The 15,328-nt window shown below is 43.8% G+C and carries 20 protein-coding genes and 1 other annotated feature; of the genes, 19 read left to right on the plus strand and 1 reads right to left on the minus strand.

Going from position 1 to position 15,328, the window contains the following annotated elements:
* The first annotated feature begins 14 nt into the window (after window positions 1–14).
* The 15 genes from KHQ79_RS01570 (at window position 15) to rpmA (ending at window position 11,731) form a co-directional block, all read left to right on the plus strand.
* A complete protein-coding gene (locus KHQ79_RS01570; RefSeq protein WP_225514085.1) occupies window positions 15–1,307 on the plus strand; it encodes a bifunctional folylpolyglutamate synthase/dihydrofolate synthase in 1,293 nt (430 codons plus the stop codon).
* Window positions 1,308–1,448: 141 nt separating this feature from the next.
* Entirely contained in the window at window positions 1,449–2,195 is a 747-nt protein-coding gene (locus KHQ79_RS01575) for a prepilin peptidase (protein ID WP_225514086.1), read from the plus strand.
* A gap of 133 nt (window positions 2,196–2,328) precedes the next feature.
* Window positions 2,329–3,327 (plus strand): SPOR domain-containing protein, encoded by a 999-nt coding sequence (locus KHQ79_RS01580; protein ID WP_225514087.1) that lies wholly within the window; start codon window positions 2,329–2,331, stop codon window positions 3,325–3,327.
* Window positions 3,328–3,478: 151 nt separating this feature from the next.
* Window positions 3,479–4,048, plus strand: coding sequence for a Maf family nucleotide pyrophosphatase (locus tag KHQ79_RS01585; RefSeq protein WP_003237578.1), 570 nt, complete (start codon window positions 3,479–3,481; stop codon window positions 4,046–4,048).
* Window positions 4,049–4,084: 36 nt separating this feature from the next.
* A complete protein-coding gene (gene radC, locus KHQ79_RS01590) occupies window positions 4,085–4,780 on the plus strand; it encodes a RadC family protein (RefSeq protein WP_003237576.1) in 696 nt (231 codons plus the stop codon).
* Window positions 4,781–4,871: 91 nt separating this feature from the next.
* The gene (mreB, locus tag KHQ79_RS01595) at window positions 4,872–5,885 is read left to right on the plus strand and encodes a cell shape-determining protein MreB (protein WP_003237574.1); all 1,014 of its coding nucleotides are present in this window, start codon (window positions 4,872–4,874) and stop codon (window positions 5,883–5,885) included.
* Window positions 5,886–5,915: 30 nt separating this feature from the next.
* Window positions 5,916–6,788: a rod shape-determining protein MreC gene (gene mreC / locus KHQ79_RS01600; protein WP_003237571.1), complete on the plus strand. Its 873-nt coding sequence runs from the start codon at window positions 5,916–5,918 to the stop codon at window positions 6,786–6,788.
* A complete protein-coding gene (gene mreD, locus KHQ79_RS01605) occupies window positions 6,785–7,303 on the plus strand; it encodes a rod shape-determining protein MreD (protein ID WP_060399156.1) in 519 nt (172 codons plus the stop codon). Before mreC ends, mreD begins: the two co-directional genes overlap by 4 nt.
* A gap of 52 nt (window positions 7,304–7,355) precedes the next feature.
* Entirely contained in the window at window positions 7,356–8,036 is a 681-nt protein-coding gene (gene minC, locus KHQ79_RS01610) for a septum site-determining protein MinC (protein ID WP_225514088.1), read from the plus strand.
* A gap of 1 nt (window position 8,037) precedes the next feature.
* Window positions 8,038–8,844 (plus strand): septum site-determining protein MinD, encoded by an 807-nt coding sequence (gene minD, locus KHQ79_RS01615; protein ID WP_003237566.1) that lies wholly within the window; start codon window positions 8,038–8,040, stop codon window positions 8,842–8,844.
* A 140-nt stretch (window positions 8,845–8,984) separates the two neighbouring features.
* Window positions 8,985–9,779 carry a stage IV sporulation protein SpoIVFA gene (spoIVFA, locus tag KHQ79_RS01620; protein WP_060399154.1) on the plus strand — a complete coding sequence of 265 codons (795 nt, stop codon included), beginning with the start codon at window positions 8,985–8,987 and terminating at the stop codon, window positions 9,777–9,779.
* Window positions 9,772–10,638, plus strand: coding sequence for a stage IV sporulation intramembrane metalloprotease SpoIVFB (spoIVFB, locus tag KHQ79_RS01625; RefSeq protein ID WP_019259068.1), 867 nt, complete (start codon window positions 9,772–9,774; stop codon window positions 10,636–10,638). Before spoIVFA ends, spoIVFB begins: the two co-directional genes overlap by 8 nt.
* Window positions 10,639–10,695: 57 nt before the next feature.
* Window positions 10,696–10,771 (plus strand) — a sequence feature (ribosomal protein L21 leader region).
* 13 nt (window positions 10,772–10,784) lie between these two features.
* Entirely contained in the window at window positions 10,785–11,093 is a 309-nt protein-coding gene (gene rplU / locus KHQ79_RS01630; protein WP_003229668.1) for a 50S ribosomal protein L21, read from the plus strand.
* Between the two features lie 2 nt (window positions 11,094–11,095).
* Window positions 11,096–11,434 carry a ribosomal-processing cysteine protease Prp gene (locus KHQ79_RS01635; RefSeq protein ID WP_003237563.1) on the plus strand — a complete coding sequence of 113 codons (339 nt, stop codon included), beginning with the start codon at window positions 11,096–11,098 and terminating at the stop codon, window positions 11,432–11,434.
* Between the two features lie 12 nt (window positions 11,435–11,446).
* Window positions 11,447–11,731: a 50S ribosomal protein L27 gene (rpmA, locus tag KHQ79_RS01640; RefSeq protein WP_003222623.1), complete on the plus strand. Its 285-nt coding sequence runs from the start codon at window positions 11,447–11,449 to the stop codon at window positions 11,729–11,731.
* A gap of 120 nt (window positions 11,732–11,851) precedes the next feature.
* On the opposite strand, the gene KHQ79_RS01645 is transcribed toward rpmA, so the two are convergent.
* Complete coding sequence (locus KHQ79_RS01645; protein ID WP_003229671.1) at window positions 11,852–11,974, minus strand: hypothetical protein; 123 nt, start codon at window positions 11,972–11,974, stop codon at window positions 11,852–11,854.
* 77 nt (window positions 11,975–12,051) lie between these two features.
* Here KHQ79_RS01645 and spo0B point away from each other — a divergent pair, with 77 nt between their 5' ends.
* The 4 genes from spo0B to pheA are packed head-to-tail and all read left to right on the plus strand — an operon-like array spanning window position 12,052 to window position 15,322.
* Window positions 12,052–12,630: a sporulation initiation phosphotransferase Sop0B gene (spo0B, locus tag KHQ79_RS01650; RefSeq protein WP_225514089.1), complete on the plus strand. Its 579-nt coding sequence runs from the start codon at window positions 12,052–12,054 to the stop codon at window positions 12,628–12,630.
* Between the two features lie 33 nt (window positions 12,631–12,663).
* On the plus strand, window positions 12,664–13,950 hold the full coding sequence (obgE, locus tag KHQ79_RS01655) for a GTPase ObgE (RefSeq protein WP_225514090.1): 1,287 nt from the start codon (window positions 12,664–12,666) through the stop codon (window positions 13,948–13,950).
* Window positions 13,951–14,007: 57 nt separating this feature from the next.
* Window positions 14,008–14,451 (plus strand): transcriptional regulator ThrR, encoded by a 444-nt coding sequence (gene thrR / locus KHQ79_RS01660; protein ID WP_003222630.1) that lies wholly within the window; start codon window positions 14,008–14,010, stop codon window positions 14,449–14,451.
* A gap of 16 nt (window positions 14,452–14,467) precedes the next feature.
* On the plus strand, window positions 14,468–15,322 hold the full coding sequence (gene pheA / locus KHQ79_RS01665) for a prephenate dehydratase (protein ID WP_003237560.1): 855 nt from the start codon (window positions 14,468–14,470) through the stop codon (window positions 15,320–15,322).
* Window positions 15,323–15,328 lie beyond the last annotated feature (6 nt).

A 15,328-nucleotide genomic window follows, 5' to 3' on the forward strand; every position in this document is an offset into this window, starting at 1 on the left:
AGAGGGGATTATCATTGTTTACTGCATATGAAGAAGCGCGCAGCTGGATTCACGGGCGGCTGAAATTCGGAGTGAAGCCCGGACTCGGCCGAATGAAGCAGCTGATGGCGCGGTTAGGCCATCCTGAAAAAAAAATCCGCGCGTTCCACGTAGCAGGAACAAACGGCAAAGGATCAACCGTCGCTTTTATCCGTTCTATGCTGCAAGAAGCCGGATATTCGGTTGGAACGTTTACGTCACCTTATATCATTACGTTTAATGAACGGATCAGCGTAAACGGGACACCGATTTCAGATGAGGAATGGACAACACTCGTCAATCAGATTAAACCGCACGTTGAAGCATTAGATCAAACGGACTACGGCCAGCCGACAGAATTTGAAATTATGACGGCTTGTGCATTTTTATATTTTGCTGAGTTTCATAAGGTCGACTTTGTTATTTTTGAAACAGGTTTGGGCGGTAGATTCGACTCTACCAATGTGGTTGAACCGCTTTTAACTATGATCACAAGCATTGGACACGACCATATGAACATTTTGGGAAACACTATTGAAGAAATTGCTGGGGAAAAGGCCGGAATTATTAAAGAAGGTATTCCTATCGTTACAGCTGTTACTCAGCCGGAAGCCCTACAGGTCATTCGTCATGAAGCTGAACGACATGATGCGCCGTTCCAGTCATTACATGATACATGTGTTATTTTCAATGAAGAGGCTCTGCCTGCCGGAGAACAGTTTTCATTCAAAACGGGCGAGAAGTGTTATGAAGATGTTCGAACATCTCTGATCGGCACCCATCAAAGACAAAATGCGGCTTTGTCCATTTTGGCTGCGGAGTGGCTCAATAGGGAGGATATTGCCCATATCAGTGATGAAGCGCTAAGAAGCGGGCTGGTAAAGGCTGCTTGGCCGGGACGGTTAGAGCTTGTTCAAGAACATCCGCCCGTATACTTAGACGGTGCGCATAACGAAGAAGGCGTTGAAAAGCTGGTGGAAACGATGAAGCAGCGTTTCCCTAATTCCAGCATTTCTGTGGTGTTTAGCGCGTTAAAGGACAAACCATATCACAATATGATTAAGAGGTTGGAAACCATAGCGCATGCGATCCATTTTGCTTCTTTTGATTTCCCGCGTGCTTCTCTTGCAAAAGATCTCTATGATGCAAGTGAAATCAGCAATAAAAGCTGGAATGAGGACCCGGACAATGTGATTGAATTCATAGAAAGCAAAAAGGGCTCAAATGAAATTGTGCTCATTACCGGATCGCTTTATTTTATTTCTGAAATCCGCAAAAGGTTGCAATAAAGGCATCCACCCGGCAGTATCGAAAATGAGATTCTGCCGGGGTTTTTTATGTGTAAAATTGAATATTCCCGATTAGAGTTCAGGCCGCTCACTCTGCTACAATCCATACCAGAATCTACAGTGAGTAAAGGTGTGTTGTCTATGCTTCCCATTCTCTTTATCCTCGGGCTTATCCTTGGTTCATTTTATTATACGGCCGGGTGCCGTATCCCCTTACATATATCCATTATCACGCCCCGTTCGGCATGCTCGTTTTGCCGGCGGACATTAACCCCGGCAGAATTAATCCCCATCCTGTCATTCCTTTTCCAAATAGGCAAATGTAAAAGCTGCGGGCACAGAATTTCTTTTATGTATCCTGTGGCAGAGCTTGTGACAGCGTGTTTATTTGCGGCAGCAGGAATACGCTTTGGCCCGTCTCCGGAACTGTTTCCCGCTCTCGTGTTTATCTCTCTTCTCATCATCGTTGCAGTGACAGATATTCATTTTATGCTGATACCAAATCGGATATTAATTTTCTTTGTTCCCGTTCTGGCCGCTGCAAGATTGATTTCTCCACTTGATTCCTGGTATGCCGGCCTGTTAGGTGCGGCCGCCGGATTTCTATTCCTGGCCTTAATTGCCGCAATCACCCATGGGGGAATAGGGGGAGGAGATATTAAATTATTTGCGGTGATTGGCTTTGTACTTGGTGTGAAAATGCTGGCAGCTGCCTTTTTCTTTTCTGTTTTGATAGGTGCATTGTATGGAGCGGCAGCTGTCCTGACTGGAAGACACGCCAAAAGACAGCCGCTTCCCTTTGCCCCCGCAATTGCTGCAGGGAGCATTTTAGCTTATTTATACGGTGACTCTATCATATCTTTTTATATCAAAATGGCATTGGGCTGACTGCTGAAAAATTTGACGAACGTTTTTTGGACAAGACGACAAAAGTCTTGTTCTTTTTTTTTTCGCCTGTGCTAAAGTGTGTAGCATGAAAAGCCGACAAGAACGGTCAAGCAAATGAAGGGAGGAAGCGGAATTGAAAAAAAGAAAGAATAAAAAAAACAGTAAAGCCGCAGAAAAAGCCCTCAAGGTGACGATTAATGGAAAAGAAGAGACGGTTTACGAACAGGAGACGCCTGAGACTGAGACGGAAAAAAGCATGACATTTTCAAATTGGGAGGAAAAGAGAAAGGCAGAGCAAGAGGTTGCGGCATCCCATGAACATCCTGATGAAGATGAATTTAACTGGGATTCCGAGGAGGACAAGGTGTTTAAAGAGGATCCAAAAGTCGTTCCGTCCTATCAAAAGAAAAAAACAAAGCTGTATTCAAAAGGAAAGGCCGGGGCGGCCAAGCCGGTAAAAAAAGTGGCGGCGACGATTGCCTTTGCGGCCGTCATAGGCACTGGATTAGGGTTATTCGCGTTAAACATCTCGGGCAATAAAGAAGCGTCGGCACCGGCCTCTCTAGATGATTCTCTAGGAAGCCAAACAGCAAAAGCCGGAGATACATCTGCTGAAAAACAAAGCTCAGGCGCAGAAAAACAAGCGGCACAAACTGAAGGTACATATAAAACGTACGCTGTACAAGCCGGAAAATTCTCAAATGAAAAGGGTGCCGAAACGTTAACTGAACAACTGACCGCAAAAGGCTACTCCGCCGTGTCACTGTCAAAGGATGACGGGTATACGTACGTCATCGCAGGCTTAGCCGGTGATAAGGAAGTGTCACAGCAGTTAGGACAGCTTTTGATCGACAGCGATTTTGAAGCTTGGGGAGGCAAGGAGCTTTCCTTATCAATAGAGTCAGATATGACAGATTCGTTCAAGGAAACAGCGGAGCTTGCAACAAAGGCGATTCTTGGTGAAGACATTACAAAAGCGAGTGTAGAGAAAATAGAAAAGTCGCTTGGCAAAACAGAAGCGTCTGAAGGAGGAGAGAAAAAAGCGATTTTGCAGGCATTAAAGGAATTAGAGGACCCAAGTGCTGAAGCCGGGTGGAAGGCTCAGCAGGAGCTGTTAGCCGTCATTAAATAAGAGAAAATACCTGAGCCTTCGTCCTTTAGTGACAGGCTTTTTTTATTTTGTCATGAAAAAGTTATTTTTCTGAAATTGTGACAAGCCTCGTGATTTGGTAGGATAAACGAGTATCTTTTTTTCTTAAGCAAACCCTGAAAGGATGACAAACATGACAAAGCCGCTAATACTTGCATCACAATCTCCGCGCAGGAAAGAACTCCTCGATCTTCTCCAGCTGCCCTACTCCATTATTGTCAGTGAAGTAGAGGAAAAATTAAATCGAAACTTTTCACCTGAAGAAAACGTCCAATGGTTGGCAAAACAAAAAGCTAAGGCTGTAGCTGATCTCCATCCGCATGCAATCGTTATCGGCGCTGATACAATGGTATGCCTGGACGGCGAATGTCTCGGCAAACCGCAAGATCAAGAAGAAGCCGCTTCTATGCTGCGGAGGCTTTCAGGCCGAAGTCATTCAGTGATAACTGCGGTCAGCATACAAGCCGAAAATCACAGCGAAACTTTTTATGATAAGACAGAAGTTACGTTTTGGCCCCTCAGTGAAGAAGAGATTTGGACTTATATTGAAACAAAAGAGCCGATGGATAAAGCAGGTGCATACGGCATCCAAGGAAGAGGCGCGCTTTTTGTAAAGAAAATAGACGGAGATTATTATTCAGTCATGGGCCTTCCTATATCAAAAACGATGAGAGCTCTTCGCCATTTTGATATGAAGGGATGACAGTTCTATAAACGGGAAGGGAAAGAAAAGGAGTGCTTGATCATACACGATCTGCCATTAAAACTCAGAGATTTCCCAACGAAAGAAAAGCCAAGAGAAAGGCTTCTGAAAGTCGGAGCCGAGAACTTAGCGAATCATGAACTTTTGGCTATATTATTGCGGACAGGCACTAAACACGAATCTGTTATGGACCTGTCAAACCGGCTGTTGCGCTCTTTTGACGGGCTGCGTCTGCTGAAAGAAGCGTCAGTTGAAGAGCTGTCAAGCATTCCGGGAATCGGTATGGTAAAAGCGGTCCAAATACTGGCGGCAGTTGAGCTTGGAAGCCGGATTCATAAATTAGCCAACGAAGAACATTTCGTCATTCGCTCCCCGGAAGACGGCGCAAATCTTGTCATGGAGGATATGCGCTTTTTAACCCAGGAGCATTTTGTCTGTTTATACTTAAATACAAAAAACCAAGTCATCCATAAACGCACCGTATTTATCGGAAGCCTGAATTCATCTATTGTCCACCCTCGGGAGGTGTTTAAAGAAGCGTTTAAACGATCTGCCGCTTCCTTTATCTGTGTTCACAATCATCCTTCTGGAGATCCGACGCCGAGCAGGGAAGATATTGAAGTGACAAGACGGCTGTTTGAATGCGGAAACCTGATTGGCATCGAGCTGCTTGACCATTTGGTGATCGGGGACAAAAAATTTGTGAGTTTAAAGGAAAAAGGATATTTGTAACACTTTTTTTTTCGTCGAATTAAGCTATAATAGAGTTTATGAGTTTTTCCCTTTAGGGTATTTTTGCTTTAAGAAAGGAAGATACATACATATGTTTGGAATTGGTACAAGAGACCTTGGTATAGATCTTGGAACTGCGAATACGCTTGTTTTTGTAAAAGGAAAAGGAATTGTTGTCAGAGAGCCTTCAGTTGTCGCTTTGCAAACGGATACGAAGTCGATTGTTGCTGTCGGAAATGATGCGAAAAATATGATCGGACGGACACCTGGCAACGTGGTAGCTCTTCGCCCGATGAAAGACGGCGTTATCGCTGATTATGAAACAACGGCTACGATGATGAAATATTACATCAATCAAGCTATAAAAAATAAAGGCATGTTTGCCAGAAAACCATATGTGATGGTTTGTGTTCCATCAGGCATTACAGCTGTTGAGGAACGCGCTGTCATCGATGCGACAAGACAGGCGGGAGCGCGTGATGCGTATCCGATTGAGGAGCCGTTTGCCGCAGCAATCGGAGCCAATCTGCCAGTTTGGGAACCGACTGGAAGCATGGTTGTTGATATCGGGGGCGGTACGACAGAGGTTGCGATTATTTCCCTCGGAGGCATTGTAACGTCTCAATCGATCCGTGTAGCCGGTGATGAGATGGATGATGCGATTATCAACTACATCAGAAAAACGTACAATCTAATGATCGGTGACCGTACGGCTGAAGCGATTAAAATGGAGATCGGATCTGCAGAAGCTCCTGAAGAATCCGATAATATGGAAATCCGCGGACGCGATTTACTGACAGGTCTGCCGAAAACAATCGAAATTACAGGAAAAGAAATTTCTAATGCTCTGCGTGACACTGTATCTACAATTGTTGAAGCAGTGAAGAGCACACTTGAAAAAACACCGCCTGAGCTAGCAGCTGATATTATGGACAGAGGTATTGTGTTAACCGGCGGCGGAGCGCTTCTTCGCAATTTGGATAAAGTCATCAGCGAAGAAACAAAAATGCCGGTCCTTATCGCCGAAGACCCGCTTGATTGTGTAGCGATCGGAACAGGGAAAGCACTGGAGCACATCCATCTTTTCAAAGGAAAAACTAGATAATCGGGAGTTCAATAGAAGAGGTGTAACACGATGCCGAATAAACGGTTAATGCTATTACTTCTGTGTATTATCATATTGGTGGCTATGATTGGATTTTCGCTGAAGGGCGGCCGCAATACCACCTGGCCTGAGAAAGTGATCGGCGATACGACGGGAGTATTTCAAAATATTTTTCATACGCCTGCCGAATTTTTTGCAGGGATATTTGAGAACATTGATGATTTAAAAAACACATACAAAGAAAACGAGCGTCTGAGAGAGAAACTGGACGGACAGACACAATATGAAGCCAAGCTTCAAGAACTTGAAGAAGAAAACAAATCCTTGCGTGACGAGCTTGGCCATGTCAAATCGATTAAAGATTACAAGCCGATTTTAGCGACGGTTATTGCCAGAAGCCCTGATAATTGGGCGAAACAGGTCACAATTAATAAAGGGTCTCAGCAAAATGTAGCGAAGGATATGGCTGTTACAAACGAAAAAGGCGCATTAATCGGCAAGATCAAAAGTTCCGGACTTAACAATTTTACGTCTACGGTTCAGCTTTTAAGCGATACTGATCGCAATAACAGAGTCGCGACGAAAATATCCGGAAAAAAAGGCAGCAAAGGCTACGGCCTGATCGAAGGATATGACAAAGACAAAAAACGTCTTAAGATGACCATTATTGAGCGCAAGGATAAACAAGACGTGAAAAAAGGCGATCTTATTGAAACATCAGGCACAGGCGGCGTTTTCCCAGAGGGGCTGACAATCGGTGAAGTGACTGATATCGAGTCAGATTCCTATGGATTAACGAAAGTTGCTTATGTAAAACCTGCGGCTGACCTTACCGATTTAAATAATGTGATTGTTGTTAACCGGGATGTGCCGACTGTCGATACAGAGGAGGAAGGATCGTGAAGCGTTTCCTTCTCCCTTTCGTTATGATGCTTGTTTTTTCTGCGGAAAGCATTTTTACAGATCTGGTGCATTTTCCGTTCGTTACAGATGATCAGGTGCTCGTCCCGCGTTTTCTGATGCTTGTACTGATATTTATGTCGGCTTTCATCAACCAAAAACACGCGATGATTTACGGCTTTATTTTTGGTCTTCTATATGACATGAATTATACAAGTCTATTAGGCGTTTATATGTTTGGTTTTGCCGGGTTATGCTATTTGGCTTCAAAAGCGTTTAAAGTGCTGCATACAAACGCATTTGTGGTGATATTGATAGCTGTTCTCGCTGTCTGCCTGCTCGAATTTTACGTATTCGGCATTCAGTCTTTGATTCATAAAGACATCATGACGTTTAACGGATTTGTACTTGACCGGTTTATACCGACAATTTTATTAAATATTGCAGCCGCTCTTATTCTGGTTCTGCCATTTAGATTATTTTTTATGAGTCTAAAGAAAGAATTGAGAGATGAGTAAAAAGGATTTTATCTTTTTTTGACGAAATGAGTATGTTGTTGAGGTGAATATTGTGAAGACCAAAAAGCAGCAATATGTAACAATAAAAGGAACAAAGAATGGGTTAACATTGCATCTGGATGATGCGTGTTCTTTTGATGAGCTTCTCGATGGTCTTCAGAATATGCTGTCAATTGAACAATATACGGATGGAAAAGGCCAGAAAATCAGCGTCCATGTTAAGCTGGGAAATCGCTTTTTATATAAGGAGCAAAAGGAACAGCTGACAGAATTGATTGCGTCAAAGAAAGATTTGTTTGTTCATTCTATTGACAGTGAAGTCATTACTAAAAAAGAAGCACAGCGTATGAAAGAGGAAGCTGAAATTATTTCTGTTTCAAAAATTGTCCGTTCAGGCCAAGTGCTGCAGGTGAAAGGCGACTTGCTCCTGATCGGTGATGTGAATCCCGGCGGAACAGTCAGGGCCGGAGGGAACATTTTTGTTCTGGGCTCACTTAAAGGAATCGCGCACGCCGGATTTAACGGAAATAATCAAGCGGTCATCGCCGCCTCTGAAATGCTGCCGACACAATTAAGAATCAATCACGTGTTAAATCGCTCCCCAGACCACATTCAAAAAGGGAACGAAATGGAATGTGCTTATTTAGATACAGACGGAAATATGGTCATTGAACGCCTTCAACATTTGGCTCATTTAAGACCTGATCTAACAAGGCTTGAGGGAGGAATGTGAATTGGGTGAGGCTATCGTAATAACTTCGGGAAAAGGCGGAGTAGGTAAAACAACAACATCTGCGAACCTCGGTACCGCCTTAGCCATTTTAGGGAAGCGTGTATGCTTAGTAGATACTGATATAGGGCTGCGCAACCTTGATGTTGTAATGGGTCTTGAAAATAGAATTATTTACGATCTTGTAGACGTTGTAGAGGGCAGATGCAAAATGCATCAGGCGCTCGTAAAAGACAAACGTTTCGATGATCTGCTCTATTTAATGCCCGCTGCTCAAACGAGCGATAAGACAGCTGTTGCTCCTGAACAAATTAAAAATATGGTCCAAGAGCTTAAACAGGAATATGACTATGTCATCATAGACTGTCCTGCCGGAATTGAGCAAGGATACAAAAATGCCGTTTCCGGAGCAGATAAAGCGATTGTGGTCACAACGCCTGAAATCTCAGCTGTTCGTGATGCTGACCGTATTATAGGGCTGCTGGAGCAAGAGGAAAATATTGAATCGCCGCGGCTCGTTGTAAACAGAATCAGAAATCATTTGATGAAAAACGGTGACACGATGGATATCGACGAAATCGTACAGCATTTGTCGATCGATTTGCTCGGAATTGTGGCTGATGATGATGAAGTCATTAAAGCTTCCAACCACGGCGAACCGATTGCGATGGACCCGAAAAACCGCGCTTCCATTGCATACCGCAATATTGCCCGCCGCATCTTAGGCGAATCTGTTCCTTTGCAGGTGCTTGAAGAGCAAAACAAAGGAATGATGGCTAAGATTAAATCATTTTTCGGAGTAAGATCGTAATGTAATAGAATCAAAGAGAAGAATCTGACAAAGCAAATGCTGTGTCAGGTTTTTTTGTTTTTGTCTGCTTTGAGTAACGAATATTTGCCGTGGACAAGACATATGATGTACAAACCCAACGAATGCAAAGGATGATGGCAATGAGTCACAGAGCAGATGAAATCAGAAAACGATTAGAGAAAAGAAGAAAACAGCTTTCCGGCTCGAAACGTTTCTCTACTCAGACAGTTTCTGAAAAGCAGAAACCCCCGTCCTGGGTGATGGTCACGGATCAAGAAAAGCATGGAACTCTTCCGGTCTATGAAGATAACATTTCAACATTTAATGGAAAACACCCTCTGGTTAAAACAGATTCAATTATCCTGAAATGTCTTCTGTCGGCCTGCCTTGTTCTCGTATCCGCCATAGCCTATAAAACAAACATTGGGCCCGTCAGCCAGATTAAACCCGTTGTTGCCAAAACCTTCGAAACTGAATTTCAATTTGCCTCAGCAAGCCATTGGTTTGAAACGAAATTTGGCAATCCGCTCGCTTTTCTGGCTCCTGAACATAAAAATAAGGAACAGCAGGTCGAAGTGGGCCAAGACCTGGTCGCGCCTGCATCCGGGAAAGTGCAGCAGGATTTTCAGGACAACGGGGAAGGGATTAAAGTCGAAACAAGCAGCGATACAATTGATAGCATAAAGGAAGGCTATGTAGTTGAAGTCAGCAAAGACAGCCAGACGGGACTGACAGTTAAGGTGCAGCATGCTGACAACACCTATAGTATTTATGGCGAGCTCAAAGATGTCGATGTTGCTTTATATGATTTTGTAGATAAAGGCAAAAAGCTCGGTTCGATTAAACTTGATGATCATAATAAAGGGGTCTATTATTTTGCCATGAAAGACGGCGATAAATTTATTGATCCGATTCAGGTGATTTCATTTGAATAAATGGCTCGACCTTATCTTGAAGATTCATGTGCACCCTTTTCTTTGGATTATCGCGGCGTTGGGACTGCTCACAGGCCATATGAAAGCATTATTATGTCTGCTCCTGATTGTACTGGTCCATGAGCTGGGGCATGCTGCTCTGGCCGTGTTTTTTTCTTGGAGAATCAAGCGTGTTTTTTTGTTGCCGTTTGGTGGAACCGTTGAAGTGGAAGAGCATGGGAATCGGCCGTTAAAGGAAGAGTTTGCGGTGATTATTGCCGGCCCTCTTCAGCACATCTGGCTTCAGCTTGCTGCCTGGATGCTTGCAGAATTCTCAGTGCTTCATCAGCATACCTTTGAACTCTTCACCTTTTATAACCTTTCTATTTTATTTGTGAATCTGCTGCCGATCTGGCCGCTTGACGGGGGAAAACTGTTATTTTTGTTGTTTTCCAAGCAGCTGCCTTTTCAAAAGGCTCACCGACTCAATTTAAAAACGTCGCTCTGCTTCTGCCTGTTGCTCGGGTGTTGGGTTTTATTTGTGATTCCTCTGCAAATCAGCGCATGGGTTTTGTTTGTCTTTCTGGCTGTTTCTTTGTTTGAGGAATACAGGCAAAGGCACTATATCCATGTGAGATTTCTCCTTGAAAGGTATTACGGAAAAAACCGTGAGCTTGAAAAGCTGCTGCCGCTGACTGTAAAGGCAGAGGACAAAGTCTATCATGTGATGGCCGAGTTCAAACGCGGCTGTAAACATCCTATTATTATAGAGAAATCAGGACAGAAACTCAGCCAGCTTGACGAGAATGAAGTGCTGCACGCTTACTTTGCCGATAAGCGGACGAATTCCTCCATGGAGGAACTGCTGCTGCCTTACTAAAATCAATTGACAAACGTCTTGTATTTTGGTATATTTTTTAATGTTATGGATGTAGCACCATTGCTACAACCGCTCAGTACAGGTGTTAAGAGCTTTTACAGCCCCCTGGTGTCTGGCGAGTCTTAGTCTAATAGGAGGTGCAGAGAATGTACGCAATCATTAAAACAGGCGGAAAACAAATCAAAGTTGAAGAAGGCCAAACTGTTTACATCGAAAAACTTGCTGCTGAAGCAGGTGAAACAGTTACTTTTGAAGACGTTTTGTTTGTTGGCGGAGACAACGTGAAAGTCGGCAACCCTACAGTTGAAGGCGCAACAGTAACGGCTAAAGTTGAAAAACAAGGCCGCGCGAAAAAAATCACTGTTTTCAGATACAAACCAAAGAAAAACGTTCATAAAAAACAAGGTCATCGTCAGCCTTACACTAAAGTGACGATCGAAAAAATCAACGCGTAAGCATGATTCAGGCAACAGTCAGAAGGTCTCATGATAAAGGCATATTGTCTTTTGAAATGACGGGCCATGCGAATTTTGCTGAACATGGACAAGATCTTGTTTGTGCCGGAGTGACAGCTGTTGTGTTTGGAGCCGTTAACGCGGTCATTGTGCTCGCGGGTTTCGAGCCGCTTCTTGATATAGGGGAGGACGGGGGTTATTTTTACTTTGAATTCCCTGAATCTCTTGATCCGGAGGCGCGCCAAAAAGCTCAGCTGCTGATTGAAGGCATGATTGTTTCGCTGGATACAATCGAACGGGATTACAAAGATAACTTGCGTGTGACCACAAACATAATATAGGAGGTGAGCTACATGCTTAGATTAGATCTTCAGTTTTTCGCTTCTAAAAAAGGAGTAGGTTCTACAAAGAACGGACGTGACTCTGAGGCTAAACGTTTAGGTGCTAAACGTGCTGACGGTCAATTCGTAACAGGCGGTTCTATCCTTTACCGTCAACGCGGAACAAAAATTTACCCAGGTGAAAACGTGGGCCGCGGCGGAGATGACACTCTATTTGCGAAAATCGACGGAACTGTTAAATTCGAACGTTTCGGCCGTGACCGCAAAAAAGTGAGCGTATATCCTGTAGCTCAATAATGATTCAAAAAACTCCGGTCGATGATGACTGGAGTTTTTTTTGCAATATGCGGAGTAAACACCAAGAATGAAATGCAGAGTATGTGCGAGCAGACCCCGCCAAGAATGAGAATAAACGTCTCAAACCCACTGGATATGTTCCCCAAGCAGTAATACATAAAATGTTCTGCCTGGCTGCAAATCAACCAAAGCCAGAAAAAAGGAACATGATATTTCTGGGAAAAACAATTGTTTTTCTAACAAAGCCTTCTCTGTTATAATTCATAATACACACTTATACAGACTCCTAAATAAGAAATTAAATGATTGGGAGTGCGAAAATGAAGGATGTTTCAAAAAATCAAGAAGAAAATATAAGCGACACGGCATTAACAAACGAACTGATTCATCTGCTCGGCCATTCCCGGCATGATTGGATGAATAAGCTGCAGCTGATTAAAGGAAACTTAAGCTTGCAGAAGTATGACCGCGTCTTTGAAATGATTGAAGAAATGGTTATAGACGCAAAGCACGAATCAAAGCTCTCAAACCTGAAAACACCGCATTTGGCATTCGATTTTCTTACATTTAATTGGAAAACCCATTATATGACGCTTGAATATGAAGTTCTTGGAGAAATTAAGGATTTGTCGGCTTATGATCAAAAGCTGGCGAAACTGATGAGAAAGCTGTTTTATCTGTTTGATCAAGCAGTCAGCAGAGAGAGCGAAAATCATTTAACGGTTTCGCTTGAAACGGATCATCCTGACAGACAGCTGATTCTGTACCTTGATTTTCACGGCGCCTTTGCCGATCCATCTGCTTTTGATGAAATTCAGCAAAATGGATATGAGGACGTTGATATCATGCGTTTTGAGATCACAAGTCACGAATGTCTGATTGAAATTGGGTTGGACTAGCGGAGTTTTTAACGGTTTAGAACGGAGGACATTATGTTTGTAGATCAGGTCAAAGTATATGTAAAAGGTGGCGACGGCGGCAACGGGATGGTTGCGTTTCGCCGTGAAAAATATGTGCCGAAAGGCGGCCCTGCCGGCGGTGACGGAGGAAAGGGAGGAGACGTCGTTTTTGAAGTGGATGAAGGTCTCCGCACCCTGATGGATTTTAGATACAAAAAACACTTTAAAGCGATTCGCGGGGAGCATGGCATGTCCAAAAACCAGCATGGGCGAAATGCTGATGATATGGTCATTAAAGTTCCGCCAGGCACCGTTGTGACAGACGATGATACAAAGCAGGTCATCGCTGATTTAACAGAGCATGGACAGCAGGCTGTCATTGCAAGGGGCGGAAGAGGCGGAAGAGGGAATTCCCGCTTTGCTACACCGGCTAATCCCGCGCCTCAGCTTTCAGAAAACGGCGAGCCGGGAAAAGAACGCTACGTTGTTCTTGAATTAAAAGTGCTTGCGGATGTCGGACTTGTCGGGTTCCCGAGTGTTGGAAAATCCACTTTGCTGTCTGTTGTCTCATCTGCAAAACCGAAAATTGCGGACTATCACTTTACAACGCTTGTCCCAAATCTCGGCATGGTTGAAACGGATGACGGACGCAGCTTTGTCATAGCTGATTTGCCGGGACTGATTGAAGGCGCACACCAAGGGGTCGGACTTGGCCACCAGTTTTTGCGCCATATTGAACGGACGCGGGTTATCGTTCACGTCATTGACATGTCCGGTTTGGAAGGCCGCGATCCGTATGAGGATTACGTCACGATTAACCAGGAGCTGAGCGAGTACAATCTGCGTCTCACTGAGCGTCCGCAAATTATCGTTGCCAATAAAATGGACATGCCGCAGGCTGCGGAAAATCTTGAAGCCTTTAAAGAAAAGCTGACGGATGATTACCCGGTATTCCCGGTCAGTGCGGTGACAAGAGAAGGCCTTCGTGAGCTTCTGTTTGAAGTCGCCAATCAGCTGGAGAACACGCCGGAATTCCCGCTGTATGACGAAGAAGAGCTTACACAAAACCGTGTCATGTACACGATGGAGAATGAAGAAGTGCCGTTTAACATTACACGCGATCCGGACGGTGTATTTGTACTTTCAGGAGACAGTCTTGAGCGGTTATTCAAGATGACTGATTTCTCGCGTGATGAATCGGTTAAACGGTTTGCAAGACAGATGCGCGGAATGGGTGTTGATGAAGCGCTCAGAGAACGCGGAGCCAAGGATGGAGATATTATCAGGCTTCTGGAATTCGAATTTGAATTTATTGATTAATGATGGCTGAGAGGAGAGCCTGGATGTCAGGCTCTCTATTTTAAAGGGGGGATGCAAATGAAAGAGGAGACATTTTATCTTGTCCGTGAAGATGTATTGCCCGATGCGATGAGAAAAACATTGGAAGTCAAAAAGCTGCTCGACCGAAAAAAAGCAGATTCAGTGGCAGATGCCGTTCAAAAGGTGGATTTAAGCAGAAGTGCGTTTTATAAATACAGAGATGCTGTTTTTCCGTTCTACACTATGGTTAAAGAACAAATTATCACACTTTTCTTTCATTTGGAGGATAGATCAGGTGCACTATCTCAGCTCCTGCAGGCGGTAGCTGATTCTGGAAGCAACGTTCTTTCCATTCACCAGACCATCCCGCTTCAGGGCAGAGCAAATGTGACACTGTCTATCAGTACGTCTGCAATGGAAGAGGACATTCATACGTTAATGAATAAGCTCAGGAAGTTTGATTTTGTAGAAAAGGTTGAAATATTAGGTTCAGGTGCATAAGGGAGAGAAGATCGTCATGAAAGTCGGTTATTTAGGTCCAGCAGCTACATTCACACATCTAGCAGTCAGTTCTTGTTTTCAAAACGGCGCCGAACATGTTGCTTACCGCACCATACCGGAGTGTATAGATGCGGCAGTTGCAGGCGAAGTTGATTTCGCTTTTGTTCCTTTAGAGAATGCATTAGAAGGATCAGTAAATTTAACGATAGACTATTTAATACATGAGCAGCCCTTGCCAATCGTGGGTGAAATGACATTGCCGATTCATCAGCACTTGCTTGTCCATCCTTCCAGAGAGAGTGCATGGAAAGAGCTCGACAAAATTTATTCACACTCACATGCGATTGCGCAATGTCATAAATTTCTCCATCGTCATTTTCCTTCCGTTCCATATGAATACGCCAACTCAACTGGGGCGGCAGCAGAATTTGTCAGTGACCATCCTGAGCTGAATATCGGGGTCATTGCCAATGAAATGGCAGCTTCTACATACGAATTAAAAATCGTGAAACGAGATATACAGGATTATAGGGACAATCATACGAGATTTGTGATCCTGTCTCCTGATGAAAACATATCATTTGAAGTGAATTCAAAATTGAGCTCAAGGCCCAAAACGACCCTGATGGTGATGCTTCCGGATGATCAATCCGGGGCGCTGCACAGAGTGCTGTCTGCTTTTTCTTGGAGAAACTTAAACTTGTCAAAGATTGAATCACGTCCGACTAAAACCGGATTGGGCCATTATTTCTTTATTATTGATATTGAGAAAGCGTTTGATGAGGTATTGATTCCAGGTGCCATGCAGGAGCTCGAAGCGCTCGGCTGCAAAGTGAAGCTTCTTGGTGCATATCAGTCCTACCAATTATAAAAAAAG

The organism is Bacillus sp. TSO22 (assembly GCF_020223595.1).
GTDB classification, from domain to species: Bacteria; Bacillota; Bacilli; order Bacillales; family Bacillaceae; genus Bacillus; species Bacillus inaquosorum.

What these genes read in the sequence shown, in the direction of transcription:
- KHQ79_RS01575 (WP_225514086.1), top strand. Translation starts at nt 1,449, where the DNA reads ATGCTTCCCATTCTCTTTATCCTCGGGCTTATCCTTGGTTCATTTTAT.
- KHQ79_RS01585 (WP_003237578.1), top strand. Translation starts at nt 3,479, where the DNA reads ATGACAAAGCCGCTAATACTTGCATCACAATCTCCGCGCAGGAAAGAA.
- mreB (WP_003237574.1), top strand. Translation starts at nt 4,872, where the DNA reads ATGTTTGGAATTGGTACAAGAGACCTTGGTATAGATCTTGGAACTGCG.
- mreC (WP_003237571.1), top strand. Translation starts at nt 5,916, where the DNA reads ATGCCGAATAAACGGTTAATGCTATTACTTCTGTGTATTATCATATTG.
- spoIVFA (WP_060399154.1), top strand. Translation starts at nt 8,985, where the DNA reads ATGAGTCACAGAGCAGATGAAATCAGAAAACGATTAGAGAAAAGAAGA.
- rplU (WP_003229668.1), top strand. Translation starts at nt 10,785, where the DNA reads ATGTACGCAATCATTAAAACAGGCGGAAAACAAATCAAAGTTGAAGAA.
- KHQ79_RS01635 (WP_003237563.1), top strand. Translation starts at nt 11,096, where the DNA reads ATGATTCAGGCAACAGTCAGAAGGTCTCATGATAAAGGCATATTGTCT.
- rpmA (WP_003222623.1), top strand. Translation starts at nt 11,447, where the DNA reads ATGCTTAGATTAGATCTTCAGTTTTTCGCTTCTAAAAAAGGAGTAGGT.
- spo0B (WP_225514089.1), top strand. Translation starts at nt 12,052, where the DNA reads ATGAAGGATGTTTCAAAAAATCAAGAAGAAAATATAAGCGACACGGCA.
- obgE (WP_225514090.1), top strand. Translation starts at nt 12,664, where the DNA reads ATGTTTGTAGATCAGGTCAAAGTATATGTAAAAGGTGGCGACGGCGGC.
- thrR (WP_003222630.1), top strand. Translation starts at nt 14,008, where the DNA reads ATGAAAGAGGAGACATTTTATCTTGTCCGTGAAGATGTATTGCCCGAT.
- pheA (WP_003237560.1), top strand. Translation starts at nt 14,468, where the DNA reads ATGAAAGTCGGTTATTTAGGTCCAGCAGCTACATTCACACATCTAGCA.